Origin of the sequence: Curtobacterium sp. PhB115 (assembly GCF_003752025.1) — a bacterium.
Lineage (GTDB): Bacteria > Actinomycetota > Actinomycetes > Actinomycetales > Microbacteriaceae > Curtobacterium.
Genome location: NZ_RJKR01000010.1, coordinates 26945 through 51118, shown reverse-complemented (window position 1 = coordinate 51118; position 24174 = coordinate 26945). Strand labels below are relative to the sequence as shown.

Genomic DNA, 24174 nt, shown 5'->3' with positions numbered 1-24174 from the left:
TACCCGTTCCACAGGAAGCAACCAAAGTGCCCGAACAGCGCGCGGCGACCCGGCTGGGAAGTGCCGCATGAACGACCTCCTCGATCCGCTCCTCCTGTCGCGGTGGCAGTTCGGTCTGACGACCATCTACCACTTCCTCTTCGTCCCGCTGACGATCGGCATGGCCGCCGTGGTGGCCGTGTTCCAGACCGCCTGGTACCGGACGGGGCGCGCGCACTACCTCCAGCTCACCCGGTTCTTCGGGCGCATCTTCCTCATCAACTTCGCGATGGGTGTCGTCACGGGCATCGTGCAGGAGTTCCAGTTCGGCATGAACTGGTCGAACTACTCCCGCTTCGTCGGTGACGTCTTCGGGGCACCGCTCGCGCTCGAGGGGATCCTGGCCTTCTTCTTCGAGGCCGCCTTCATCGGGATCTGGATCTTCGGCTGGGACCGCCTGCCGAAGGGCCTGCACCTGGCGAGCATCTGGTGCGTCAGCGCGGGGACGATCATGTCCGCGTACTTCATCATCGCCGCGAACGCGTTCATGCAGCACCCGGTCGGGTTCTCGATGAACGAGGCCAAGGGGCGCGCGGAGCTCACCGACATCTGGGCCGTCCTCGGCAACAAGGTCGCCCTCGCCGCGTTCCCGCACACCCTGTTCGCCTGCTTCATGGTCGCCGCCGCGGTCATCATCTCGGTCGCCGCGTACCACCTGGCGCGCAACCAGAACCTCGAGACGATGATGCCGGCGCTGAAGTTCGGCATGTGGACGATGGTCGCCGCCGGCGCGCTCACGGTGCTCACCGGTGACCAGCTCGGCCTGACGATGGTCGACACGCAGCCGATGAAGATGGCCGCGGCCGAGGCGCTGTACAACACCGCCACCGGCAAGGACGCCTCGTTCTCGATCTTCACGCTCGGCACCCCGGACGGCGTGCACGAACTGTTCTCGATCCGGGTGCCGTACCTGCTGTCCTTCCTGTCGACCCACACCTTCAACGGCACGGTGGAGGGCATCAACGACCTGCAGGCCGAGTACACGCAGGTGTACGGCCCCGGTGACTACAAGCCGATCATCTGGGTCACCTACTGGTCCTTCCGGTGGATGATCGCCCTCGGCGTCGGTGCCGTCATGGTCTCGCTCGCCGGACTCTGGCTGACCCGCAAGGGCCGGTTCCCGACGAAGCGCTGGATCTGGCGGATCGCCACGTGGACGGTGCCACTGCCGATGGCCGCGATGATCGTCGGCTGGGTCTTCACCGAGATGGGTCGACAGCCGTGGCTCGTGTTCGGGCTGCTCAAGACCAGCGACGGTGTCTCGCCCAACGTGACGGGGCTCGAGGTGCTCATCTCCCTCGTCGTGTTCACCGTCATCTACGGCTCGCTGGCGGTGGTCGAGTTCAAGCTCATCAAGAAGGTCGCCCAAGAGGGCCCCGCCGACCCGGCGGAGGTCGACGAGGAGACCGGCGAGGTCAAGCACGAAGTGACGGTGTATTGAGATGGACCTGCCCGTTCTCTGGTTCGCGATCGTCGGCGTCTTCTTCGTCGGCTACTTCGTCCTCGACGGCTTCGACTTCGGGGTCGGCATGTCCCTGCCGTTCCTCGGCAAGGACGACACCGACCGTCGCGTCCTCATCAACACCATCGGCCCGGTGTGGGACCTCAACGAGACCTGGGTCATCGTCGCCGGGGCGTGCCTGTTCGCCGCGTTCCCGGAGTGGTACGCCACGATGTTCTCCGGCTTCTACCTGGCGCTGCTGCTGATCCTCGCCGCGCTCATCGCCCGCGGGGTGTCGTTCGAGTACCGGCACCAGAACAAGCACCTCGAGTGGAAGCGCCGCTTCGACCTGATGATCATCGTCGGCAGCGCCGTGCCGTCGTTCCTCTGGGGCGTCGCGTTCGGCAACGTCGTGCGGGGGATCCCGATGGACTCCGGGCACAACTACACCGGCACGCTGTTCGACCTGCTCAACCCGTTCGCGCTGCTCACCGGTGTCGCGACGCTCCTGGTCTTCTTCACGCACGGCGTCGTGTTCGTCGCACTGAAGACCGAGGGCGAGATCCGGGAGCGTGCCAAGCGCCTCGCCACCAGGGCGGGCATCGTGACGATCGTCGTCGGTGCCGCGTTCCTGGTCTCGATGGCGTTCGTCCGCGCGACCCCGGCGTCGCTCGTGCTCTCGGTCGTGGCGGCGCTCGCGCTGGTCCTCGCCGTGCTCTGCAACGCTTGGGGGAAAGAGGGTCGTGCGTTCACGCTCATGGCCGTCACGATCGCCGCGATCGTGCTCGCCATGTTCACGGCGATCTTCCCGGACGTGATGCCCGACTCGGTCGACGCGGCGAACAGCCTCACCGTGTACAACGCGAGCAGCGGTTCGTACACGCTGACCGTGATGAGCTGGGTGGCGCTGATCTTCGTCCCGCTCGTGTTCGCCTACCAGGCCTGGACGTACTGGGTGTTCCGCAAGCGTGTCTCGCGGGCCCAGATCACCCAGGCGGCGCACTAGGCGGGCGACGGTGAAGCCGTTCGATCCGCGCCTCCTGCGCCACTCGCGGTCGGCGCGCGGCTTCATCGTCGCGGCCGCCGGCACCGGCCTCCTCCGCACGCTCGCGACCATCGCGATCGCGTGGGGGATCGCCGCCGCGGTCACGATCGGCGTGGACGCCGTGCGGCAGGGCAGCCTGCCTGCGGCGTTCGTCCAGTCCCTGGCGCTGCTCGGTACCGCGTTCGTGGTCCGGGCCGTCGCTGCCTGGGCGACCGACGACCTGGCGGCACGTGCGGCCGCGACGGTGAAGAGCGAGCTCCGCACCGCGGTCCTCGCCCGTGCCGCCGAACGCGGGCCGGGCTGGCTCGCGGGGCGGTCGAGCGCCGGGTTCGCCACGACGCTCGGTCCGGGTCTCGACGCGCTCGATGCCTACTTCGGTCGGTACCTGCCCCAGCTCGCGCTGACGGCCGTCGCGACGCCGGTGCTCCTCGTCGCGATCGGTCTCGGTGACCTGACGAGCGGGCTCGTGATCCTCTGCGCGCTGCCGGTCATCCCGGTGTTCATGATCCTGATCGGCCTCGCGACGCAGTCGCTGCAGCGGGCGCAGTCCGACGCCCTCGCGCGGCTCGGTGGCGCCTTCACCGAGGCCGTCGAGGGGCTCGCAACCCTGAAGGTCTTCGGCCGTGCGCGGCGACAGGTCGACCGCATCGGCGCGGTGACCGACGCGTACCGGCGCGGCACGCTCGGCGTGCTCCGGCTGTCCTTCGTCAGCGGCTTCGCGCTCGAACTCGCCGCGAGCCTGTCCGTCGCGCTCGTCGCGGTGTCCATCGGCATCCGGCTCGTCGACGGCTCGCTCGGCCTCGGCGCGGCGATGTTCGTCCTCGTCCTCGCTCCGGAGGCCTTCGCGCCGATCCGACAGGTCGGCGCCGACTTCCACGCCGCGCAGGACGGCGTCGAGGCGGCCACGGCGGTCCTCGACGTCCTCGACGACGACGCAGCAGCGGCCGCGGACCAGGACGCCCCGGGAGCAGCCCCGACGACGACGACGCTCGCGACGGCCCTCGTCCTGCGCGGCCTGACCGTCCGACGCCCCGACGTCGTGATCGGTCCGGTCGACCTGCACGCCGAGCCCGGCACCGTCGTGGTGCTCGCCGGCCCGAGCGGGTCCGGCAAGTCGAGTCTCATCGCGGCGATCCGCGGCGCGCTGCCGCACGACGGCTCGGTCCTCGTCCCCGGTCCGGCCGGCTCGACCACGGCCGAGCGCACCACCTGGGCCGACCAGCGCCCGCGCCTCGTGCGCGGCAGCATCGCGGAGAACGTGGCGCTCAGCCAGGCCCCCGACGCCCTGGACGTGCGGAGCGCGCTCCGTGACGCGGGGCTGGGACTCGACCAGGGCCTCCAGGTCGGTCCAGGCGGGAGCGGACTGTCCGGCGGCCAGGCGCAACGCGTCGCCGTCGCGCGGGCGCTCTACCGGGCCCGCCGCGCGGCGACGCCGCTCGTCCTGCTCGACGAACCGACGTCGGCACTCGACGCCGAAGCCGAGGCGCGGGTGGTCGACGCGATCCGCGGCCTCGCCGCGGACGGCGCCGTGGTCGTCGTCGCGAGCCACCGACCGGCGGTCGTGGCCGCCGCCGACGTCCGGGTGGACATCGGCACCAGCGGGTCCGTCACGGTCCGCAAGGGGGTGCGAGCATGAGCCGGGAGGCGCGTGGAGCGTCCGTCCTGCGGCTCGCGATGCCGCACGGGTCGGGTTGGGCGAAGGCCGTGGCGGCCGGGGCGCTCAGCGCCGTCTGCGCCGTCGCGCTCCTCGCCGCGAGCGGCTACCTCATCACGCGGGCCGCCGAGCACCCGCCGATCCTGTACCTGACGCTCGTGATGGTCGGCGTGCGGGCGTTCGCGCTCGGGCGGGCGGCCCTGCGGTACGTCGACCGACTGGCCGGCCACGACGCCTCCTTCCGGCAGCTCGCCGTGGTCCGCACCGAGATGTACCGGCGGCTGGCCTCGGTCGCGCCGGCGGGGCTCGGCAGCACCGGTCGCGGCGACCTGCTCACACGGCTGGTCACCGACACCGACCGGCTGCAGGACCTGCCGATCCGGGTCGTCGGGCCGCTGGTGTCCGCCGGGGTCGTCGCCGTCCTGTCGGTCGTCGCGGTCGCGATCGTGTCGGTGCCCGCGGCCCTCGTGCTCGTGCTCGCCCTCGTCGTCGCCGCCCTGCTCGGCACCGTCGTGACGTTGTCCGTGGCGAAGCGTTCCGACGCCGAGACCGCCGCGGACCGGGGTCGGGTGGCCGACCTCGTGCTCGACACCGTCCGGACGCTCGACGTCTTCGCCGCGTACGGCACGCTGGACGAGCGCCTGGCGCACATCGCCCGCCTCGACGCCGGCGTGACCCGTGCGGTGCGCCGACGTGGCACCGTCGAGTCGCTCGTCGGCGCGCTCGTCGGACTGGTCGGCGGCGCCGCGGTGATCGGGATCCTCGCCGTCGGGGCGCCCGCAGTCGTCAGCGGTGCGCTCGACGGGCCGCTCTGGGCGCTCACGGTCTTCGTGCCGCTCGCCCTGTTCGAGGTCATCGGGGGCGTGCCGCTCGCCGTGCTGACCCTGCGCCGGGTGCGTGCCGCAGCGGACCGCGTCGAGCGGGTCGTCCCCGCCGAGGTCCCCGCCGGCATCGTCCCCGAGCCGGAGACCCCTGCCGACCCGGCGTCGCTCGAGGTCACCGGCCCCGTCGCCGTCGCCGTGCGGGACCTCACCGTGCGGTGGCCCGGAGCAGCGGTGCCCGCCGTGGACCGGGTCTCGTTCGACCTGCACCCGGGGGACGTCGTCGTGCTCGAGGGGCCGAGCGGCGCGGGGAAGTCCACCCTCGTCGACGCCCTGGTGCGGTTCGTCGACCACGAGGGGTCGTACACGCTCGACGGGGTCCCGGCGAAGGAGATGCACCCGGACGCCGTCCGTGCCCGCATCGGGCTCATCGAGCAGGACCCGTTCGTGTTCGACCAGTCGGTCCGGCAGAACCTGCTGTTCGCCCGGGACTCCGCGACCGACGACGAGCTCCTCGCGGTGCTCGACCGGGTCGGGCTCGGTGAGTGGGTCGTCCGGCGGGGCGGACTCGACGCATCGGTGGGGGAGCGCGGCGGGCTCGTCTCCGGCGGACAGGCGCACCGGCTCGCCCTGGCCCGCGCGCTCCTGCACGCCTTCCCGGTGCTGGTGCTCGACGAGCCGACCGCGGACATCGACCCCGACCTCGGCGACAGCGTGCTCACCGACCTCGTGACGACCGCCCGCGCAGCGGGGCGGACCGTCGTGATCGTGTCGCACGTGCCGGTCCGGGCGGACCTGGTCGACCGCACCATGCGGATGCGCGACGGACGCCTGCTCGCCCGGTGAGCCGACCGGCGGACGCAGGACGGGCCTCCCGGCTTGTATCGTTGACGTCCGTGACCACCGAGCAGCACGCCGAGGACCCGAACGCCTACGACTTCCGTCGTATCCAGGAGAAGTGGCAGCCCCGCTGGGAAGAGCTCGGGCTCTTCACCACCGACCTTGACGACACGCGTCCGCGCAAGTACATCCTCGAGATGTTCCCGTACCCGTCCGGCGACCTGCACATGGGCCACGCCGAGAACTGGGCGCTCGGCGACTTCGTGGCGCGCTACTGGCGCCAGCAGGGCTTCAACGTGCTGCACCCCATCGGCTGGGACTCGTTCGGCCTGCCCGCCGAGAACGCCGCCATCAAGCGCGGGGTGGACCCGAAGGACTGGACCTACGCGAACATCGCGCAGCAGAAGGCGTCCTTCAAGCGCTACGCACCGTCCTTCGACTGGACCACCGAGATCCACACCTCGGACCCCGAGTACTACAAGTGGAACCAGTGGCTGTTCCTGAAGATGTACGAGAAGGGACTGGCGTACCGGAAGGACAGCTGGGTCAACTGGGACCCGGTGGACCAGACCGTGCTCGCCAACGAGCAGGTCCTGCCGGACGGCACGTCGGACCGCTCCGGCGCCGTCGTCGTGAAGAAGAAGCTCACGCAGTGGTACTTCAAGATCACCGAGTACGCCGACCGTCTGCTCGACGACCTCAACCAGCTCGAGGGCCGCTGGCCGGCGAAGGTCATCGCGCAGCAGCGGAACTGGATCGGCCGCTCGGTCGGTGCCGACGTCGACTTCGTCATCGAGGGCCGCGACGAGCCGGTCACCGTGTTCACGACGCGTCCGGACACGATCCACGGCGTGACGTTCCTGGTCGTGGCACCCGACTCGGACCTGGCCGCCTCGCTCGTGGAGTCGGCTGACGAGTCCGTCCGTGCGGACTTCGATGCCTACCTCGTCGCCACGCAGAAGACGTCGGAGATCGACCGGCAGAACGCGGACCGCCCGAAGACCGGTGTGCCCCTCGGTCGCTTCGCGATCCACCCGCTGACGGGGGAGCGCCTGCCGATCTGGGCCGCCGACTACGTGCTGGCGGACTACGGCCACGGTGCCGTCATGGCCGTCCCGGCACACGACCAGCGCGACCTCGACTTCGCCCGGGCGTTCGACCTGCCCGTGAAGGTCGTCGTCGACACGAACGCCGCCGTCACCGGGGCGATCCCCGTCATCACCGACGAGACCGAGCTGCCCGACCTGAACCCCGCCACCACGGGCGAGGCGCTGACGGGGCAGGGCCGGATGATGAACTCCGGGCCGCTCGACGGCATGTCGAAGCAGCACGCCATCACCGCCGCGATCGCCCTGCTCGAGGAGCGCGGCACTGGTCGCGCCGCGAAGACCTACCGCCTGCGCGACTGGCTCATCTCGCGTCAGCGCTTCTGGGGCACGCCCATCCCGATCATCCACGGCGCCGACGGCTCCGAGCACCCCGTGCCGCTCGACCAGCTGCCGGTCCGCCTTCCGGACACCGAGGGCCTCGACCTCAAGCCGAAGGGCACCTCGCCGCTCGGCGGCGCCACCGACTGGGTGAACGTCCCGAACCCCGTCGACGGCACCCCGGCACTCCGCGACACCGACACGATGGACACGTTCGTCGACTCGTCGTGGTACTTCCTGCGGTTCCTGGCGGCGAACGACGACACCCAGGCGTTCGACCCCGCCATCGCCCGCAAGTGGGCCCCCGTCGACCAGTACATCGGCGGCATCGAGCACGCGATCCTGCACCTGCTCTACGCACGCTTCGTCACCAAGGTCCTGTTCGACCTCGGGTACCTCGACTTCACCGAGCCGTTCTCGGCGCTGCTCAACCAGGGCATGGTGCTCTCCGGCGGCTCGAAGATGTCGAAGTCGAAGGGTGGCGTCTCACTCGGCGACGAGCTCGACGCGAACGGCGTCGACGCGATCCGCCTGGTGATGGGCTTCGCCGGACCGCCGGAGGACGACATCAACTGGGAGGACGTCTCCCCGTCGGCCTCGGCGCGCTTCCTGGCCCGGGCCTACCGACTCGCCGTCGACGTGACGTCCACGCCCGACGTCGTGTGGGCCGACGGCGACCGTGCCCTCCGCCAGGTCACCCACCGGTTCCTCGCCGACGCCCCCGGCATGATGGAGTCGTTCAAGTTCAACGTCGTGATCGCGCGACTGATGGACCTGGTGAACGTCACCCGCAAGGCGATCGACAGCGGCCCCGGTGCCGGCGACCCCGCCGTCCGTGAGGCCGTCGAGACCATCACGCTCGGCCTGAGCGTCTTCGCGCCGTACACCGGCGAGGAGATGTGGGAGAAGCTGGGCTACGAGGCCACCGTCGCGACGCACGGTTGGCGGAAGCCCGACCCGACGCTGCTGGTGCAGGAGTCCCTCACCGCGGTCGTGCAGGTCAACGGCAAGGTCCGCGACTCGTTCGAGGTGTCGAAGTCGATCGAGGCCGACGAGCTCGAGCAACTGGCGCGGTCCTCGGCGGCCGTGCAGCGGTACATCGGCGACCGGGAGATCGTGAAGGTCATCGTGCGGGCGCCGAAGCTCGTGAACATCGCGATCAAGGGGTAGGGGCCCGGCGCCGCCCCGGGCCGCCCCGGCGCCGCCCCGGGCCGCTCCGTCGCCGTCCCGGGCCGCTCCGTCGCGGCCCCGGCGCCGGGGCGGCGCCGTCTGTGCACAGGCGCTGCTCCGGTGGCGGCTGTCCCCAGTGTCGACGGACGGAGCCCGGCCGGTCGGCCGGGCTCCGTAGCGTTCGGGGCATGTCGTCGTCCTCGTCCTCGTCCCCGTGGTGGTCGCGGTTCGCGTTGTCGCCACGGGCTGCCGTCGTGCTGGCCGGGGTCGTCGTGGTGGTGGCGCTCGTCGTGGTCCTGCTCGGTTCGCTGTCGGGTCCCGACGGGGGCGGAGCTGGCGGGGTCGTCGTGAGCGGGGCGCCGACGGTGGCGGCGTCGGGGGAAGGGGTGCCGTCTGGTGCTGGTGCTGGTGCTGGTGCTGGTGCTGGTGCTGCCGGTGCGGGTGCTGGTGGTGCTGGTGCTCCGTCCGGGTCGGCGTCGGGTGCTGGTGTGCCGTCGGGGGCGGGCGGTGCGCGGGTCGTCGTGCACGTGCTCGGGGCGGTGCGTCGGGACGGCGTGGTCGACCTGCCGGCGTCGAGCCGGGTGGCCGATGCCCTGGAGCGGGCGGGCGGCGCCACCGACGACGCCGACCTCGCGCGGCTGAACCTGGCCCGGCCGGTCGCTGACGGTGAGCGGTTGTACGTGCCGAGGGTGGGGGAGGACGACGTGCCGGCGGCGCTCGAGCCCGTCGTCGGGGGCGCGGGTGCCGGCGGTGCGGGCGCTGCGGGTGGTAGCGCTGCGGGTGGCGGTGCGGCCGGTGGCGGTGCGGCCGGTGGTGGCGGAGGGGCTGGTGTGGCCGGCGGCGGCGACTCGGGCGTGCTCGTCGACCTGAACGCTGCGGACCAGGCGGCGCTCGAGACGCTGCCCGGCATCGGCCCGGGACTGGCCGGCCGGATCCTCGCCTGGCGTGACGAACACGGGCGGTTCGCCGCGGTGGAGGACCTGCTCGACGTCAGCGGGATCGGTGACGTCCGGTTCGCGGACCTCCGCGACCGCGTGCGGGTCTGAGCGGCCGCGGTGCCCGTGCAGCTCGCACCGCGTGCGACGGACCTCCGGGTGGCCGCGCCGGTCGTGGTCGCCTGGATCGTCGTCGCGCTGCTCGTCGGAGCGCCGGGACTCGCCGGACCGGTCGGCGTCGGTGCGCTCGTCGCCGCACTCGTGAGCGGCACGGTGCTGCGGTGCGGACGGGCCCCGGTGCCGCGGGCGGTGGCCGGCCTGCTGCTCTCCACGACGGCGCTGATCGGCCTGCTGTCGGTCGCCGTCGTCGTGGGCGAGGCCCGGCGCGGACCGGTGGCTCTGCACGAGGTGGTGGGTGGTGCAGGTGCCCTTCCGGTGGAGGCGGTCCTGGCCCGTGACCTGGTGCCCGGTGACCGCTCGGTCCTCGCCACGGTGGTGCGCGTCGATGCGACCGCCGGGCTCCGGGTGCCGGTGCGACTCGTCCCCGACGGCCAGCGCGAGGAGACCGAGGGCGTCCTCGCCGCAGGCACCCGGCTCGTCGGCCGGGCAGTGGTCGAGCCCGACGACCCGGGGGCACCGACGGCCTGGGTGCTCTTCGTGCGGGGCACACCGACCGCAGAGCCGCCGGGGGGACTGCTCGGAGCCACCGACACCGCTCGGCAGGCGTTCGTGGGAGCCACCGCCGGGCTGCCCGAACCCGGGGCCGGTCTGCTGCGCGGGCTTGCCATCGGCGACCGCTCGGGGCTCGACCCGGCGACCGAGGCAGCGATGCAGACGTCGGCTCTGACGCACCTCACGGCGGTCTCGGGTGCGAACTGCGCGGTCGTGGTCGGGCTGGTCGTGGTCGTCGGCCGTGCGTGCGGGCTGTCCCGGGGTGGCCGTGCCGTGGTCGCGATCACGATGCTCCTGGCGTTCGTGGTGCTCGTGCGGCCGGACCCGTCCATCGTCCGGGCCACGGTGATGGCGGTGGTGGTGCTCGTCGTGCACCTCGCCGGCAGACCGGTGCGCGGCGTCCCGCTGATCGCCCTCGCCGCGATCGGCATGCTCGTCGTGGACCCCTGGTTCGCACGGTCGTTCGCGTTCGGGCTGTCGGTCCTGGCGACGAGCGGGATCGTCGTGCTCGGACCGCCGCTCACCGCGCTGTTCGCCCGACGTCTGTGGACACCGTTGGCGGCCGTCGTCGCGGTCCCCGTCGCCGCGCAGGTCGCGTGCTGGCCGCTCACCATCCCCCTGTCGGCGGCGGTCCCGACGTACGCCGTGCCCGCGAACCTGCTCGCCGAACCGCTCGCCCCGATCGTCACGGTCGTCGGGCTCGCGGCGTGCCTGCTCGCGCCGTTCTGGGCACCCGGCGGCGCGGCCCTCTCGGCGGTGGCGTGGGTGCCGGCCGCCGCGGTCGGTGGGGTCGCCCACGGTGCTGCCGCGCTGCCGTACTCGTCGGCGCCCTGGCCGGGTGGTGTCGTCGGGGTCACCGCGGCCGTGGTGGTCAGCGGGTGCCTCGCCGTCGCGGTGTTCGCCTCCCGGACCGTCCGGGCACGGCTGCTGCTCGCGGCCGGGGTCGTCGTGGTGATCGGGGTCGCCGCCGTCGCGGTCCCCGTGCTGGTCGTGCGGGGATCGGTGCCCGGCGACTGGAGCGTCGCGGCGTGCGACGTCGGGCAGGGGGACGCGGTGCTCCTCCGCGCTGGGGCCGCCGTCGCCCTCGTCGACACCGGGGACGACGAGGAACGACTCGCCGCCTGCCTCGAGCTGCTCGACGTCGAGCACGTCGACCTGCTGGTCCTGACGCACTTCGACCGCGATCACGTCGGCGCGGTCGGTGCCGTCACGGGGATGGTCGGGTCGGCGCTCGTCGGACCGGTCGGGCGGGCATCGGACGCGCGGGTCGTGCTGGAGCTGCAGCGCGCCGGGGTCGACGTCCGACAGGCCGACGACCGGGTGACCGGGGAGCTCGGTCCCCTCGGATGGCGGGTGGTCTGGCCCCGCGCGGGGAGCTGCGACGACGGCAACGACGCGAGCATCGTCCTCGTGACCGGGCCGAGGCCGGGAACCGCGTGCGAGGGCTGTCTGACGGGGGTCTTCCTCGGGGACCTCGACGAGAACGCACAACGACGACTCCGTGACGGCGGCGGACTGCCGACCGGGCCCGTCGACGTCGTGAAGGTCTCCCACCACGGCTCCGCCGACCAGGACCCACTGCTCTACCGACAGCTCGCGGCACGCGTCGGACTCATCGGCGTCGGTGCGGACAACACCTACGGACACCCGACGCCGTCGGCCATGGCGATGCTCGGGTCGTCGGGGACCACGTCGTTCCGGACGGACGAACGCGGCACCGTCGTGGTGGGTCGTGCGGGCGCCGACGACCTGGAGGTGTGGACGGAGCGCGCGCCGTCGGTGGCCGCCCGTAGGATCGTCGGAGCACCACTCGACCCGGCACCGTCCGGGCCGGCACCACCGGAAGGACCGCATGCCCGCCAAGAAGCCCGCGCGCGCCGCAGCGAAGATCGACCAGGTCCCCTGGTCGGGGATCCGCCCGGCTCCCGTCGTGCTCATCACCGGGCCCGAAGCGTTCCTGGCCGACCGTGCCAGGGGGGTGCTCAAGGACCTCCTGGTGGGCGAGGACCCCGCGCTCGAGGTCCACGACCTCGAAGCCGACCAGTACGCACCCGGGGTGCTGGCGACCCTCGCGAGCCCGTCGCTCTTCGGCGAGCCCCGACTCGTCCGGGTCACCAACGTCGAGAAGTGCACCGACGCGTTCATCACCGAGACGATCTCGTACCTGCAGGCCCCGGCGGACGACGTCACGTTGGTGCTCCGGCACGGCGGCGGCGTCCGCGGCAAGAAGCTGCTCGACACGATCCGCAGCGGCGTCGGCGGTGGGGTCGAGGTCCTCTGCGACGAGCTCAAGCGGGAGACCGACCGCATCGACTTCGTGAACGCGGAGTTCCGCGCCGCGCGCCGCAAGATCGCCCCTTCCGCCGTTCGCACTCTCGTCGCGGCGTTCGCGGACGACCTGGCCGAGCTCGCTGCGGCGTGCCGGCAGCTCCTCGCCGACGAAGCGCAGGAGATCACCGACAAGGTCGTCGACAAGTACTACGGCGGCCGGGTCGAGACGAACGCGTTCAAGGTGGCCGACATCGCCCTGGCCGGCCGATCGGCCCCGGCGATCGTCGAGCTGCGGCACGCCCTCGCCACGGGAGAGGCGCCGGTGCCGATCGTCGCCGCGTTCGCGAGCAAGATCCGCACGATGGCGAAGGTCAGTGCCTTCCGCGGGCCGAGCGGGCAGGCAGCCTCCGCGCTCGGCATGGCACCGTGGCAGGTGCAGCGCGCCCAGCGTGACGTCGCGGCATGGAGTGAGGCGGGACTGGCCAACGCGATCACCAGCATCGCCGAGGCGGACACCGCGGTGAAGGGTGGCTCCCGCGACGCGCACTACGCGCTTGAGGTCATGGTCCGCACCATCGCCCGTCGCGGCGAGTCTCGCTGAGCCGACCCGAGCCTCCCGGCCGCGCCCCGCGCCCACGTGCCGTGCCGCGCCGCGCGCCCCGCGCCCCTCGTGCCGCGCCACTTGGTGAGCAGAAATGGTCGAGTGCGGCCCCGCTACCCGACCATTTCTGCTCACGAAGCGCGTCCGCGCCGCGCCCGCGCCGCCCCCGCCCGCCCCGCGCCGCGCCCGCGCGCGCGCGCCGCGCACCCGCACACGACGAAGGCCCCGCACCAACGGTGCGGGGCCTTCGTGCTGCGCTCAGGAGATCAGAGCGAAGCAACCTTCTTCGCGATGGCCGACTTGCGGTTCGCGGCCTGGTTGCGGTGGATGACACCCTTGCTCACGGCCTTGTCGAGCTTCTTCGACGCGGTGGCCAGGGCGGCAACGGCCTTGTCCTTGTCGCCAGCGGCAACGGCCTCGTTGGTGTGACGGATGAACGTCTTGAGCTCCGACTTGTACGCCTTGTTGCGCTCGGTCGCCTTGAGGTTGGTCTTGATGCGCTTGATCTGCGACTTGATGTTCGCCATGTGTAGCTCCTGCTTCGTCTCGTACGGGTGGGCGCGACCGCGGGGTAGAGGGGCCCTCGGTCGCATCGCGTTCCACCCGTGGGCGGGGAACGCGCAAGCCAGCCACCAACATTACCAGGCGAACGGCCTGCCACCAAAGCACGAAACACCGCCGGATCGGCGTGATCTCGCGGCAACATGCACCGGATACGGTGACGGACATGCCATCCCTCGCACCTCGGATCGACACCGTGCCCGCCTCCGGCATCCGGAGGGTCTTCGAGCAGGCCGCCCTGATGCGCTCGAGCGGCACCGACGTGACGATGCTCGTGATCGGTGAACCGGACGTCGCGGTCGCGCCGCACATCGGCGACGCCGCGCGCCGGGCGTGGACCGAGGACCGCACCGACTACACGCCGAACGGTGGCATCGCACCCCTCCGCGAGGCGGTCCGCGACAAGCTGCGCCGCGAGAACCGGATCGAGGTCGACCTCGAGCAGATCTGGATGACGATCGGTGCGACGCAGGCACTGTTCCAGGCGATGACGCTGACGCTGAGCCCTGGTGACGAGGTCCTGGTGCCGGACCCGGGCTACACGACCTTCACGATGAACGCCCACATCATCGGCGCGACCCCGGTGCCGTACCGGCTCGAACCGCAGCACGGGTTCGAGCCCGACCTCGAGGCCCTCGAGGCGAGCGTCACCGAGCGCACTCGGGTCCTCGTGGTGAACTCGCCGTCGAACCCGCTCGGTTCGGTGTTCGGCGAGGACACCCTCCGCGCGCTGCTCGCCTTCGCGAAGCGGCACGACCTGTGGGTGATCAGCGACGAGGTCTACGAGTACTTCACCTACGGCACCCGGCACGTCAGCCTGGCCGCGCTGGACGAGGACGACCGGGTCTTCTCCGCGTTCTCGCTGAGCAAGACGTACGCGATGACGGGCGTGCGCGTCGGGTACCTCGTCACGCCGAAGGGGCTCGGGCCGACGATGCGCACCACGCAGGAGGCCATGATCAGCTGCGTCGCCGAGCCGGACCAGTACGCGGCGCTGGCGGCGATCGTGGGGGACCACTCCGCGGTGCGTGACGCCCGGGAGCACTACCGCGCGAACCTCGAGGTCGCGAAGGAGGTCCTGGACGCTGCTGGATTCCGCTACCTCGACCCGCGCGGGGCGTTCTACCTCTGGATCGACGTGTCGCACGCCGCCGACGGGGACGTCGCCGCGTGGGCGCTCGCCTTCCTGCAGCGCGACGGCGTCGCGGTCGCCCCGGGCAGCGCCTTCGGCCGCACCGGCGAGGGCTGGATCCGCGTCTGCCTGGCCGCCACCCCGGACGACCTGCGGCGCGGCCTGGGCGCACTGCCGGCGCCGGTGCACGCCTCCGTCTGACGGCCTGGAGGCCCGCCCCGCGTCCGCAGGGCATCGCACCGTGCGAGGTCTGGTCGCGTTCCGTGCCCGGTTCCGGTCACCGTGCGAGGTCCAGCACCTCGCACCGTGACCGGAACGCCGCACGGTGGGGACGGACCCGCACATCTGCGCGACGCCCGCACGCAACCGTGGGAGACTTGTCCGACCGTCCGACCCACCTGAGGAACCGTGAGCCCACAAGCATCTGCTCCGCTCGAGCCCGCCGCGACCCCGGCCGACGCGATCCGCAACTTCTGCATCATCGCGCACATCGACCACGGCAAGTCCACGCTGGCCGACCGCATGCTGCAGATGACCGGCGTCGTCGAGGAGCGCGCGATGCGTGCGCAGTACCTCGACCGCATGGACATCGAGCGCGAGCGCGGCATCACGATCAAGTCGCAGGCCGTCCGCATGCCGTGGGAACTCGACGGTGAGACCTTCGCGTTGAACATGATCGACACCCCCGGGCACGTCGACTTCTCGTACGAGGTCTCCCGGTCCCTCGCTGCGTGCGAGGGCGCGATCCTGCTCGTCGACGCCGCACAGGGCATCGAGGCCCAGACGCTCGCGAACCTGTATCTGGCGCTCGAGAACGACCTCGAGATCATCCCGGTCCTCAACAAGATCGACCTGCCGGCGGCCGAGCCCGAGAAGTACGCGGCCGAACTGGCCCAGCTCATCGGTGGCAAGCCGGAGGACGTCCTGCGCGTCTCCGGCAAGACCGGCGTCGGCGTCCCCGAGCTCCTCGACCTCGTGGTCCGCCGCGTGCCCGCCCCGGTCGGCGACGTCGAGGCCGCGCCCCGCGCGATGATCTTCGACTCGGTCTACGACAGCTACCGCGGCGTGGTGACGTACATCCGGATGATCGACGGCTCCATCAAGCCGCGCGAGAAGGTCCAGATGATGTCGACCAAGTCGACGCACGAGATCCTCGAGATCGGGGTGTCGAGCCCCGAGCCGATCCCGACGAAGGGGCTCTCCGTCGGCGAGGTCGGCTACCTCATCACCGGCGTGAAGGACGTCCGCCAGTCCAAGGTCGGCGACACGGTCACGAGCGCGCAGAAGCCCGCGACCGACGCCCTGCCCGGCTACACGGACCCGAAGCCGATGGTGTTCTCCGGCCTGTACCCGATCGACGGGTCGGACTACCCGGACCTCCGCGACGCGCTCGACAAGCTCAAGCTCTCCGATGCGGCCCTGGTCTACGAGCCCGAGACGTCCGTGGCGCTCGGGTTCGGCTTCCGCTGCGGGTTCCTCGGCCTGCTGCACCTCGAGATCATCACCGAGCGGCTGTCCCGCGAGTTCGGCCTCGACCTCATCACGACCGCGCCCAGCGTGATCTACGAGGTCACGAACGAGGACAACTCCGTCACCGAGGTCACGAACCCGTCCGAGTTCCCCGGCGGCCGCATCGTCGAGGTCCGCGAGCCGATGGTCCGTGCTGCCGTCCTCGCCCCGAAGGACTACGTCGGCGCGATCATGGAACTGTGCCAGTCGCGCCGTGGCTCCCTGCTCGGCATGGAGTACCTCGGCGAGGACCGCGTCGAGATCCGCTACGAGATGCCCCTCGGCGAGATCGTGTTCGACTTCTTCGACCAGCTGAAGAGCAAGACGCAGGGCTACGCGTCGCTCGACTACGAACCGATCGGGGACCAGGCGGCCGACCTCGTGAAGGTTGACATCCTGCTGCAGGGCGACCAGGTCGACGCGTTCAGTGCGATCGTGCACCGCGACAAGGCGTACGCCTACGGCACGCTGATGACCGAGCGCCTGCGCAAGCTCATCCCGCGTCAGCAGTTCGAGGTCCCGATCCAGGCGGCCATCGGTGCGCGGATCATCGCCCGCGAGAGCATCCGCGCGATGCGCAAGGACGTCCTGGCGAAGTGCTACGGCGGTGACATCACCCGCAAGCGCAAGCTCCTCGAGAAGCAGAAGGAGGGCAAGAAGCGCATGAAGACCATCGGCCGGGTCGAGGTCCCGCAGGAAGCCTTCATCGCAGCCCTCTCCGGCGACGTCGAAGAGAAGAAGAAGTAGCCCGAGAAGCAGAAGTAGCCCGGGAAGAAGAAGGAGCCCGCGCCGCGGCGGGTGCCGACGTTTCGCGCTGAGCGACACCGCACGCGCGGAGGCGGCCGTGAAGTGTCGCTGGGCGCGAAGGTTCGTCCGGGCCGTCGGCGCCGGCGGCCGTCGGCGACGGCGGCCCGTCGGCACCGTCAGCGGAGGCGCGCGGCGCGGGTCCGCAGGGCGGCCAGGCAGAGGGCCGGGAGGCTCGCCGCGGCCAGTCCCGCCAGTGCGGTCCGCAGGATGGTCCAGCCGGCAGCAGCGTCGAAGTCGTCCTGGGCGCCCGCAGTGATCCCGGCCGCCACGGCGCCGACGACCATCGTGAGCGTCACGACGGCGAGCAGGTGCGGCAGCCGAGCCGCACGGTGCCGACGGACCGCGACGACCAGGGTGGCGCCGAACAGCAGGACACCGGCCCCCGCGCAGCACGCACCGACGCCGGCGATCACGTTGGCGGTGTCGAACGCGTCCCACTGCGCGGCCGGCACGGCGACGGAGCGCGCCGACGAGCCGATGCTCGCCGTCGTCACGTCGACCAGGACCCGTGCTGAGGCCGCGGCGCCGAAGGCGACGAGCGTGAGCACGGCGAACGCCGCGGTCCGACGGTCGACCGACTGCCGGGGTGAGGGGGTGGAGCGGGGCACGAGCCGACGATAGCGGCGTGGCGGGCGGGTGTCGGGCCTCCAGTTCGGGGCGCGCGGAAACCGGACGACCGCTCGGTTCGATCCGACGGGGCACGCCCAAGTAGCATTGCCGCATGAGCATCCGCGGGAGCTACCGGACCGCCCTGACGTACGGCGCCGTGGGGGCGACCCAGGCGTCGGACCTCATGACGTACCCGCCGGAGGGGTTCACCCCCTCCGAGTCGCGCTCGCGCATCGGTCACGGCGACCAGCGGTTCGAGACCGCGGTGACGCAGGCGCTGACCTGGCAGATCCAGGAGCGCAGCGGCATCCGCGTGCAGGTCGAGGAGCAGCCCGACGACGACGAGGTCCGGTACAACCCGGTGACCTTCGACGACGACGGTGTCCCGATCGCACCGGCGTCCATCGGGACGCCCCGGGTCGAGAAGTTCGCGCCGGACGGCACCCCGCTGGTGACCGCGGGCACGAGCGCGACGCTCACGATGCACGCGTTCGGGCAGACCGTGCTCGCCCCGGTCCGCGTCGTCTCGATCATCGACGAGCACGACCGGAAGGGCTTCGCCTACGGCACGCTCGAGGGGCACCCGCTCTCCGGCGAGGAGTCCTTCGTGATCGAGCGCACCTCCGACGGGTCGGTGTGGCTGCAGATCCGGCAGTTCTCGCAGCCGTCGAGCCGGAAGTGGCAGTTCGTCGCACCGCTGGTGCGTCGGCAGCAGAAGGTGATGGCGGAGAAGTACCTGGCGGCGTTGCGCGGGGACTAGCGCAGGGGCGGCAGCGCGGCGACTAGCGCAGGGGCCGCAGCGCGGGGACTAGCGCAGGGGCCGCAGCGCGGGGACTAGCGCAGGGGCGGCAGCGCGGCGATCGCGTCCTCGATGAGGGCGGCGTCCTGCTGGCAGTCCCGGGCCACCGTGACGGCGTTCGTCGCCCGGAGTTCGTCCACGTCGTAGACCCCGGTCGCCACCGCGAGGAACGGGATGCCCGCGGCGTCCGCTGCCTCGCCGTCGCGCGGGGTGTCGCCGACGATGACCGCGCGAGTGCCGGCGAGTCCTGCAGCGGCCCGTGCGGTGACCCCGGCCCGGTCGACCTCGGTGTCGCCGAAGTAGGAGTGCTCCCAGTCGAACACCTCGGCGTCGAACCCGGCGCCGGTGAGCTTCACCCGGGCGCGGTACTCGGAGTTGCCGGTCAGCAGTCCGTTCCGCCAGCCCAGTTCGGCGAAGCGGGTGAGCAGCGCCTTCGCGCCGGGGACCGGGCTGCGGTGGTCGCCGGACTCGTGCCGTTCCGTCGTGAGGTCGCGCAGGTGTCCGCTCACGGTGGGGATGATGGTGTCCTCGAAGGCGTGCGCGCGGACGTGCTCGGCGATGAGCCCGGCGTCGGTCCGCCCGTGCTGGTGGCCGACCCGCAGCGTGAGGTCGCGGCCCACCGCCCGCTCGAGGGCGAGGTGGTACAGGTTGCCCGGGGACGACGCGTTCATCACGAGGGTGCCGTCGATGTCCCACAGGACCGTGGTGGGGACGGGGTGGTGCTCCATGTCTCCATCATGACGGAGAATGGACTCCATGCCGAGTGCTCTCCCGATCGCCGATCCGGCTCCCGCTGACGGGCTGATCGCGCCGCGAGCGGCGGCGGGCTCCGCCGCTGGCTCCGACCCGGCAGACGTCCCCTTCGGCGTCTACGTGCACGTGCCGTTCTGCCGGGTGCGCTGCGGCTACTGCGACTTCAACACCTACACGGCGTCCGAGCTCCGCGGTGTGCGCCGCGACGACTACGCCGGACACGCCGTGCGTGAGATCGAGTGGGCGGCGACGGTCCTCGACCGCTCCGGGGTCCCGCGTCGGCCGGTGTCGACCGTGTTCTTCGGCGGCGGCACCCCGACGATGCTGCCCGCGTCCGACCTCGTGATGATCCTGCGCGCGATCGACGACACCTGGGGGATCCTGCCCGGCGCCGAGGTCACGACCGAGGCGAACCCGGACTCGGTCGACGCGTCCTCGTTGCAGACGCTGCGCGAAGGTGGCTTCAACCGGATCAGCTACGGCATGCAGTCGGCCGTGCCGCACGTCCTCGCGACGCTCGACCGCACGCACGATCCGCTCCGGGTGCCGGTCGTGGTCGACCTCGCGAAGCAGCAGGGCCTCGACGTCTCGCTCGACCTCATCTACTCGACGCCGGGGGAGTCCCTCGCCGACTGGCGCACGTCCCTCGACGCCGCACTCGCCTGCGAACCCGACCACGTCTCCGCGTACTCACTCATCGTCGAGGACGGCACCGCGATGGGCCGCATGGTCGCCCGTGGAGAGCTGCCGGCTCCGGACGACGACCTCGCCGCGGACATGTACGAGCTCGCCGACCAGGTCCTCGGAGACGCCGGGTACTCCTGGTACGAGGTGTCGAACTGGGCGCGCGGCTCCGCGCACGCGAGCCGGCACAACCTGTCCTACTGGAAGGGCCACGACTGGTGGGGCGTCGGTCCCGGCGCCCACTCCGCCGTCGCCGGCACCCGCTGGTGGAACGTGAAGCACCCAGCCGCGTACGCGAACCGGGTGCTGTCCGGCGAGTCGCCGGCCGCCGGCCGCGAGGTCATCGACGACGAGACGCGCTACGTCGAACGGCTGCTCCTCGCGGCTCGCGTCCGTGGAGAGCTCGCGACGAACGAGATCCGCCAGGAGGCCCGTGGCCGGGTCGCGGGACTCATCGCACGTGGTCTCGTGGACGGCTCGGCCGCGGTGCGGGGACGCATCGACCTGACCCTGCAGGGGCGCCTGCTCGCCGACGCGGTGGTGCGGGAGCTGCTCGACTGAGCGGGTGACTACTGCTTGATGAACTCGATCGTGAGCGGGTAGCGGTAGAACTGCCCGCTGTTCGCCGCGACGGCCGCCAGGATGCCGAAGACGATCGTCACGATGGCGATCGCGGGCAGCAGGAACAGGCCGATCAGCACGATCGTGAGGATCCCGGACACGACGTACGCGATCGCCATCGTGATGTGGAAGTTCAGCGCGGCGCGGGTGTGCTCCCGGATGAACCCGCCGCGGTCGCGCAGCACCAGGTAGGCGACGAGCGGGGCGACGAAGTTGAAGAAGATGCCGCCGATGTGGGTCAGCGTGGCCCAGAGCCGCTGGTCCTCGGGGCTCATCGGCTTCGGGGGCGTGTACCCGCCGGGGTACTGCGGTCCGCCGGGGTGCTGGGGGCCGCCGGGCTGCTGTCCGTAGGTCATGGGCGAAGCGTAGCGGCCGCTCGGTCCGAAGTCCCGAGCTGACGGTGGTCGGGCGTAGGATCAGCAGTCGACACGTCCGAGTGCCAGATCGACCAGGAAGGAGCCCGCGTGGTCAGTGAACGCAGCCTCGAGGTCCTGAAGGCGATCGTGCGCGACTACGTGGCCTCCCGTGAGCCCGTCGGGTCGAAGACCATCGTCGAGCGGCACGCGTTCGGGGTCAGCGCCGCCACGATCCGCAACGACATGGCCCTGCTCGAGGACGAGCAGCTCATCGTCGCGCCGCACACCTCGTCCGGCCGGGTCCCGACGGACAAGGGCTACCGGCTCTTCGTCGACCACCTCGCTGCCGCCCGACCGCTCTCCAGCGCCCAGCGGCACGCGATCGAGACCTTCCTCGGCGCCCCGAACGACCTCGACGAGGTCCTCGGGCGCACCGTCCGGCTCCTCAGCCAGCTCACGAACCAGGTCGCCCTCGTCCAGTACCCGTCGATGGTGCGGGCACGGGTGCAGCACATCGAGCTCGTCCGCCTCGGGGACAACCGACTCATGGTGGTCCTGATCACCGACACCGCCCGGGTGGAGCAGCGGGTCGTCGAGACCGACGTGGCCCTCGACGAGCCGTCCCTGAACGAACTCCGCACGGTGGTGAACGGCGCGTCGGTCGGACTCCTGCTGCAGGACGTCGCGACGGCGCTCCGCGCGGTGCCGCAGCAGCTCCGACCCGGGGCCCAACCGCTCGCCGGCGTCGTCGTCGCGACCCTCATCGAGCAGGTCGCCGCGAACCGCCAGGACCGCCTGCTGATGGCGGGGGCCGCGAACCTCGCGAAGAGCGAGCAGGACTTCTCCGGCGGCCTCTTCCCGGTGCTCGAGGCGATCGAGGAACAAGTCACCCTGCTCCGGTTGTTCGGGGAGATGCAGGTGGACGACATCGCGGTGGCGGCGAGCATCGGCGTCGAGAACGCCGAGTACGGACTCGACGCCACCAGCATCGTCGCCGGCGGGTACCTCGCCGGTGGCGGCGAGGTCGCCCGACTGGGTGTCCTCGGACCGACCCGGATGGACTACGGCACGAACATGGCGGCCGTCCGCGCCGTCGCACGCTACCTGTCCAAGCTCCTGGGCGAACACTGACCGACCTGACCGACCGACCGAACCCAACCGACTGAGGGATACGTGGCAGACCACTACGACGTCCTCGGCGTCCAGCGAGACGCCTCCGATGCCGACATCAAGAAGGCCTACCGCCGACTGGCGCGTGAGCTCCACCCGGACGTGAACCCCGCGCCCGAAGCCGCCGAGCGCTTCAAGGACGTGACGCACGCGTACGACGTGCTGAGCGACCCCGAGCAGCGGCGCCGTTACGACGCCGGTCCGCAGGCCGACAGCCCGTTCGGCGGTGGCGCCGGCGGGTTCAGCGACATCTTCGACGCGTTCTTCGGTGGCGGCGGCGGTGGCGGCCGGGGCAACGGTCCCCGCAGCCGTGCCGAGCGTGGGCAGGACGCCCTGCTCCGCATCGAGGTCGACCTCGACGAGGTCGTCTTCGGCACCCACAAGGACGTCGAGGTCGACACGGCCGTGCTCTGCGAGACGTGCAACGGTTCCTGCTGCGCGCCCGGCACCAGCCCCCGCACCTGCGACATCTGCGGCGGCTCCGGGCACATCCAGCGCCAGGTCCGCTCGCTCCTCGGCAACGTCGTGACGAGCGCACCGTGCGGCACCTGCCGCGGCTACGGCACCGTCATCCCGAACCCGTGCCCGACCTGCCAGGGTCAGGGCCGTGTCCGTGCCCGCCGCACGGTGCCGGTGGACGTCCCCGCCGGTGTCGACTCGGGCCTGCGGCTGCAGATGCCGGGTCAGGGCGAAGTCGGCCCGGCCGGCGGGCCCTCCGGTGACCTGTACCTCGAGATCCGGGTGCGCCACGACGACGTCTTCAGCCGTGACGGCGACGACCTGCTCGCCACGCTCGAGGTCGCGATGACCGATGCCGTCCTCGGCACGACCACCACGATCGACGGGCTCGACGGCCCGGTCGAGCTCGAGATCCGCCCGGGTGTGCAGAGCGCCGACGTCCTCGTCATCAAGGACCGCGGCATCACGAAGCTGCGCGGGAACGGCCGCGGTGACCTCCGGGTCGGCGTGCAGGTGGTCACCCCGACGAAGCTCTCCCACAAGGAGCGCCAGCTCGTCGAGCAGCTCGCGAAGTCGCACAAGGCGCAGCAGCCGCAGCTCGCCCGGTTCCAGCAGGGCATGTTCGGCAAGCTCCGCGACCGTTTCTTCAACTTCTGATGGCGTCGCTCTACCTCGTCGACTCGCTCGAGGGCGTGACCGTCGGCGACCTCGTGTCGCTCGACGGCGCCGAGGGCCGGCACGCGGTGTCGGTCTCCCGGGTCCGGGTCGGCGAGGTCCTGCGCATCGCGGACGGTCGCGGCACGGTCGTGACCGGGTCCGTGACGAGCGTGGGTCGTGACGCCCTCGAGCTCCTCGTGGCGTCGGTGTCGGTCGATCCAGCACCGACGCCGTCGCTCACGTTGGTGCAGGCCCTCGCCAAGGGCGGTCGCGACGAGATGGCGGTCCAGGCGGCCACCGAGATCGGCGTCGACCAGGTCATCCCGTGGGCGGCGTCGCGGAGCGTCTCCCGGTGGGACGGACCGAAGGTCGAGAAGGGCCGTGCCCGCTGGGGCGCGATCGTGCACGAGGCCGCCAAGCAGGCGATCCGCTCCCGGGTACCGTCCGTCGGACCGCTCGTCACGGCGGCCCAGCTCGCCGCCGGCGCCCGAGAGCGCGTCGCCGTGCTGCTGCTCGAGCCCACCGCGACGGTGCGGCTCGCGACCTGGGAGCCGCCGGCCGACGTCGACGAGATCGTCCTCGTGGTCGGGCCCGAGGGCGGGATCGACGGTGCGGAGCTCGACCGGCTCGAGGCCGCCGGCGCCGTCCGGGTCCGCCTCGGTGACAGCGTCCTCCGGACCTCGACCGCCGGGCCCGCCGCACTGGCGATCCTGCAGGCCCGACTCGGGCGATGGTGAGGGAAGACCCACGGTCGGTCGTGCGTTCTACGATGGAGTCATGAGCACCAGCACGCCCAGCGTCTTCACGAAGATCATCGCGCGCGAGATCCCGGCGACCGTCGTCGCCGAGGACGACCGTGTGATCGCGATCGAGGACATCGCGCCGAAGGCCCCCGTCCACGTGCTCGTCGTCCCCAAGACCGAGCAGTACGCGAACGTCGCCGAACTCGCGGCCGGTGACCCCGACCTCCTCGCCCACGTGGTCGCCACCGCGCAGCGCATCGCCGACGAGCGCGCCGGCGGCCAGTTCCGTCTCGTCTTCAACACCGGCGAAGCCGCCGGTCAGACCGTTTTCCACGTGCACGCGCACGTACTCGCAGGAGATCTGCAGGAAGGGAACCTTGCCGGCTAACGAACCAGCA

The 24174-nt window shown here is 71.6% G+C and carries 19 protein-coding genes and 1 pseudogene; 16 read left to right on the top strand and 4 right to left on the bottom strand.

What is annotated here, in order from left to right; all coding sequences use genetic code 11:
- Positions 1 to 67 precede the first annotated feature (67 nt).
- From EDF19_RS14475 to holA, 8 genes and pseudogenes are all read left to right on the top strand, one after another.
- Entirely contained in the window at positions 68 to 1480 is a 1413-nt protein-coding gene (locus EDF19_RS14475; RefSeq protein WP_123681578.1) for a cytochrome ubiquinol oxidase subunit I, read from the top strand.
- Position 1481: 1 nt separating this feature from the next.
- On the top strand, positions 1482 to 2486 hold the full coding sequence (gene cydB, locus EDF19_RS14470; protein ID WP_123681577.1) for a cytochrome d ubiquinol oxidase subunit II: 1005 nt from the start codon (positions 1482 to 1484) through the stop codon (positions 2484 to 2486).
- A gap of 10 nt (positions 2487 to 2496) precedes the next feature.
- Entirely contained in the window at positions 2497 to 4161 is a 1665-nt protein-coding gene (gene cydD, locus EDF19_RS14465; RefSeq protein WP_123681576.1) for a thiol reductant ABC exporter subunit CydD, read from the top strand.
- Entirely contained in the window at positions 4158 to 5846 is a 1689-nt protein-coding gene (gene cydC / locus EDF19_RS14460) for a thiol reductant ABC exporter subunit CydC (RefSeq protein WP_123681575.1), read from the top strand. Before cydD ends, cydC begins: the two co-directional genes overlap by 4 nt.
- A gap of 50 nt (positions 5847 to 5896) precedes the next feature.
- On the top strand, positions 5897 to 8437 hold the full coding sequence (leuS, locus tag EDF19_RS14455; protein ID WP_123681574.1) for a leucine--tRNA ligase: 2541 nt from the start codon (positions 5897 to 5899) through the stop codon (positions 8435 to 8437).
- 188 nt (positions 8438 to 8625) lie between these two features.
- Positions 8626 to 9483, top strand: a complete 858-nt coding sequence (locus tag EDF19_RS14450) for a ComEA family DNA-binding protein (protein ID WP_123681573.1) — start codon at positions 8626 to 8628, stop codon at positions 9481 to 9483.
- Between the two features lie 9 nt (positions 9484 to 9492).
- Positions 9493 to 11241: pseudogene (locus EDF19_RS19540) on the top strand (ComEC/Rec2 family competence protein); the annotation flags it as partial.
- A 655-nt stretch (positions 11242 to 11896) separates the two neighbouring features.
- Entirely contained in the window at positions 11897 to 12916 is a 1020-nt protein-coding gene (gene holA, locus EDF19_RS14440) for a DNA polymerase III subunit delta (RefSeq protein WP_123681572.1), read from the top strand.
- A gap of 266 nt (positions 12917 to 13182) precedes the next feature.
- Here holA and rpsT read toward each other — a convergent pair whose 3' ends face one another.
- Positions 13183 to 13443, bottom strand: coding sequence for a 30S ribosomal protein S20 (rpsT, locus tag EDF19_RS14435; RefSeq protein ID WP_123312910.1), 261 nt, complete (start codon positions 13441 to 13443; stop codon positions 13183 to 13185).
- 200 nt (positions 13444 to 13643) lie between these two features.
- On the opposite strand from rpsT, the gene EDF19_RS14430 reads away from it, so the two are divergent.
- Positions 13644 to 14810 carry a pyridoxal phosphate-dependent aminotransferase gene (locus tag EDF19_RS14430; protein ID WP_123681733.1) on the top strand — a complete coding sequence of 389 codons (1167 nt, stop codon included), beginning with the start codon at positions 13644 to 13646 and terminating at the stop codon, positions 14808 to 14810.
- Positions 14811 to 15017: 207 nt separating this feature from the next.
- The gene (gene lepA, locus EDF19_RS14425) at positions 15018 to 16865 is read left to right on the top strand and encodes a translation elongation factor 4 (protein ID WP_123681571.1); all 1848 of its coding nucleotides are present in this window, start codon (positions 15018 to 15020) and stop codon (positions 16863 to 16865) included.
- Positions 16866 to 17041: 176 nt separating this feature from the next.
- On the opposite strand, the gene EDF19_RS14420 is transcribed toward lepA, so the two are convergent.
- Positions 17042 to 17533, bottom strand: coding sequence for a hypothetical protein (locus tag EDF19_RS14420; protein ID WP_123681570.1), 492 nt, complete (start codon positions 17531 to 17533; stop codon positions 17042 to 17044).
- 113 nt (positions 17534 to 17646) lie between these two features.
- On the opposite strand from EDF19_RS14420, the gene EDF19_RS14415 reads away from it, so the two are divergent.
- Entirely contained in the window at positions 17647 to 18294 is a 648-nt protein-coding gene (locus EDF19_RS14415) for a DUF1990 family protein (protein WP_123681569.1), read from the top strand.
- A gap of 74 nt (positions 18295 to 18368) precedes the next feature.
- On the opposite strand, the gene EDF19_RS14410 is transcribed toward EDF19_RS14415, so the two are convergent.
- The gene (locus tag EDF19_RS14410; protein ID WP_185022867.1) at positions 18369 to 19061 is read right to left on the bottom strand and encodes an HAD family hydrolase; all 693 of its coding nucleotides are present in this window, start codon (positions 19059 to 19061) and stop codon (positions 18369 to 18371) included.
- A 28-nt stretch (positions 19062 to 19089) separates the two neighbouring features.
- Here EDF19_RS14410 and hemW point away from each other — a divergent pair, with 28 nt between their 5' ends.
- Positions 19090 to 20331, top strand: coding sequence for a radical SAM family heme chaperone HemW (gene hemW, locus EDF19_RS14405; RefSeq protein WP_123681567.1), 1242 nt, complete (start codon positions 19090 to 19092; stop codon positions 20329 to 20331).
- An 8-nt stretch (positions 20332 to 20339) separates the two neighbouring features.
- Here hemW and EDF19_RS14400 read toward each other — a convergent pair whose 3' ends face one another.
- A complete protein-coding gene (locus EDF19_RS14400) occupies positions 20340 to 20747 on the bottom strand; it encodes a DUF4870 domain-containing protein (RefSeq protein WP_260217204.1) in 408 nt (135 codons plus the stop codon).
- A gap of 108 nt (positions 20748 to 20855) precedes the next feature.
- On the opposite strand from EDF19_RS14400, the gene hrcA reads away from it, so the two are divergent.
- The 4 genes from hrcA to EDF19_RS14380 are packed head-to-tail and all read left to right on the top strand — an operon-like array spanning position 20856 to position 24164.
- Positions 20856 to 21878: a heat-inducible transcriptional repressor HrcA gene (hrcA, locus tag EDF19_RS14395; RefSeq protein ID WP_123681566.1), complete on the top strand. Its 1023-nt coding sequence runs from the start codon at positions 20856 to 20858 to the stop codon at positions 21876 to 21878.
- Positions 21879 to 21920: 42 nt separating this feature from the next.
- The gene (gene dnaJ / locus EDF19_RS14390) at positions 21921 to 23033 is read left to right on the top strand and encodes a molecular chaperone DnaJ (RefSeq protein ID WP_123681565.1); all 1113 of its coding nucleotides are present in this window, start codon (positions 21921 to 21923) and stop codon (positions 23031 to 23033) included.
- On the top strand, positions 23033 to 23770 hold the full coding sequence (locus EDF19_RS14385) for a 16S rRNA (uracil(1498)-N(3))-methyltransferase (RefSeq protein WP_123681564.1): 738 nt from the start codon (positions 23033 to 23035) through the stop codon (positions 23768 to 23770). The genes dnaJ and EDF19_RS14385 overlap by 1 nt, the downstream gene beginning before the upstream one ends.
- 40 nt (positions 23771 to 23810) lie before the next feature.
- On the top strand, positions 23811 to 24164 hold the full coding sequence (locus tag EDF19_RS14380) for a histidine triad nucleotide-binding protein (protein WP_123681563.1): 354 nt from the start codon (positions 23811 to 23813) through the stop codon (positions 24162 to 24164).
- The last annotated feature ends 10 nt before the right edge of the window (positions 24165 to 24174 follow it).

What these genes read in the sequence shown, in the direction of transcription:
- holA (WP_123681572.1), top strand. Translation starts at nt 11,897, where the DNA reads ATGCCCGCCAAGAAGCCCGCGCGCGCCGCAGCGAAGATCGACCAGGTC.
- cydB (WP_123681577.1), top strand. Translation starts at nt 1,482, where the DNA reads ATGGACCTGCCCGTTCTCTGGTTCGCGATCGTCGGCGTCTTCTTCGTC.
- cydC (WP_123681575.1), top strand. Translation starts at nt 4,158, where the DNA reads ATGAGCCGGGAGGCGCGTGGAGCGTCCGTCCTGCGGCTCGCGATGCCG.
- EDF19_RS14380 (WP_123681563.1), top strand. Translation starts at nt 23,811, where the DNA reads ATGAGCACCAGCACGCCCAGCGTCTTCACGAAGATCATCGCGCGCGAG.
- EDF19_RS14385 (WP_123681564.1), top strand. Translation starts at nt 23,033, where the DNA reads ATGGCGTCGCTCTACCTCGTCGACTCGCTCGAGGGCGTGACCGTCGGC.
- rpsT (WP_123312910.1), bottom strand. Translation starts at nt 13,443, where the DNA reads ATGGCGAACATCAAGTCGCAGATCAAGCGCATCAAGACCAACCTCAAG.
- hemW (WP_123681567.1), top strand. Translation starts at nt 19,090, where the DNA reads ATGCCGAGTGCTCTCCCGATCGCCGATCCGGCTCCCGCTGACGGGCTG.
- EDF19_RS14475 (WP_123681578.1), top strand. Translation starts at nt 68, where the DNA reads ATGAACGACCTCCTCGATCCGCTCCTCCTGTCGCGGTGGCAGTTCGGT.
- EDF19_RS14400 (WP_260217204.1), bottom strand. Translation starts at nt 20,747, where the DNA reads ATGACCTACGGACAGCAGCCCGGCGGCCCCCAGCACCCCGGCGGACCG.
- EDF19_RS14450 (WP_123681573.1), top strand. Translation starts at nt 8,626, where the DNA reads ATGTCGTCGTCCTCGTCCTCGTCCCCGTGGTGGTCGCGGTTCGCGTTG.
- EDF19_RS14430 (WP_123681733.1), top strand. Translation starts at nt 13,644, where the DNA reads ATGCCATCCCTCGCACCTCGGATCGACACCGTGCCCGCCTCCGGCATC.
- EDF19_RS14410 (WP_185022867.1), bottom strand. Translation starts at nt 19,061, where the DNA reads ATGGAGCACCACCCCGTCCCCACCACGGTCCTGTGGGACATCGACGGC.
- EDF19_RS14415 (WP_123681569.1), top strand. Translation starts at nt 17,647, where the DNA reads ATGAGCATCCGCGGGAGCTACCGGACCGCCCTGACGTACGGCGCCGTG.